This is a genomic window from Nonomuraea antri (assembly GCF_013283785.1).
GTDB lineage: Bacteria > Actinomycetota > Actinomycetes > Streptosporangiales > Streptosporangiaceae > Nonomuraea > Nonomuraea antri.
On sequence record NZ_JABCPZ010000553.1, the window covers coordinates 1 to 1,206 of the forward strand.

Genomic DNA, 1,206 nt, shown 5'->3' on the forward strand with positions numbered 1-1,206 from the left:
GGCTGGGCGTGGGCGCGGAGTTGTACCGGTACGTCCCGTAGCCGCGGGCCATCAGGATCTTGCCGTTCCTGGAGACGGCGAGCTGCGCGCAGCTGACCGACCTGGACGTGATGAACGCCTTCAGCATGCTGTCCAGCTTGGCCAGCTGCGCCGGGACGGTTCCGATCGCGACCGGGTCGGCGGCGCCCGCGGCAGGCAGTGCGGGCAGCGAGGCCAGCGCGGCGGCGGGCACGGCGGTGGCGCCGGCGGCGAGCAGGGTCCGGCGGCTGAGCTTCGTCACTACTGACTCCCCCGTAACAGAAATGTCAGGAAGAAACCGTACAGGACGGATCTTGTGCCGATGATCGGCCCAGCACGAGTCAACGCATGTTGGCCTACACTTGTTGAGGTGAGGAGAACCTCCGTCGAGACCAAGGCGCTCATCCTGGCCGCCGCCAGGGAGCGCTTCGCCGCCGACGGCTACGAACGGGCCACGATCCGGGCCATCGCCACCGACGCCGGCATCGACCCGGCCATGGTGATGCGGTACTTCGGCAACAAGGAGAAGCTGTTCGCCGCCGCCGCCGAGTTCGACCTGCGGCTGCCCGACCTGCCCGCGGACCAGGCGGGCCCCGCCCTGGTCAGGCACTTCCTGGACCGCTGGGAAGAGGACGACGGCCTGCGCGTACTACTGCGCACCGGCGTCACGAACGAGGCGGCCGCCGAGCGGATGCGCGCCATCTTCGCCGGCCAGGTGGGGCCGACGATCGTCAAGCTCACCGGCGACCCGATCCAGGCGCCGGCCCGCGCGGCGCTGGTGGCCGCCCAGCTGCTCGGGGTCGCGCTGGCCCGGTACATCCTGGCGTTCCCGCCCGCGGCGGAGATGTCCAAGGACGAACTGGTGGCCTGGGTCGGGCCGTCCATCCAGCGTTACCTCACGGCGGACGAGCCGGGCTGAGCTGCGGCTTGTCCGGATGTGGACAGCTTTGTCAACCTGACGCGGGTGTCCGCCGTCCCCTCTTGCGCCCCATTCGTCGCGAGAGGGAGACGTCGTGCGCGTCCGCCTGGCCATCTCCACCGCCGCCCTGCTCCTGTCCTACGGCGCCCCGGAGCCGACCGCGCTCACGTACACGTGCACCGAACGGGGGGCGACCGAGAAGCAGACCGTCACGCTCGACGTGGAGCTGACCGTGCCGGCCACCGCCGCGATCGACGTGCCGCTGACGA

General features: G+C 70.7%; 1 protein-coding gene and 1 pseudogene. One reads left to right on the forward strand and one right to left on the reverse strand.

The features are described from left to right. Positions 1–280: pseudogene (locus HII36_RS55305) on the reverse strand (serine hydrolase domain-containing protein); the annotation flags it as partial. Between the two features lie 108 nt (positions 281–388). Here HII36_RS55305 and HII36_RS55310 point away from each other — a divergent pair. Next, a complete protein-coding gene (locus tag HII36_RS55310) occupies positions 389–937 on the forward strand; it encodes a TetR/AcrR family transcriptional regulator (protein ID WP_173531408.1) in 549 nt (182 codons plus the stop codon). Positions 938–1,206 lie beyond the last annotated feature (269 nt).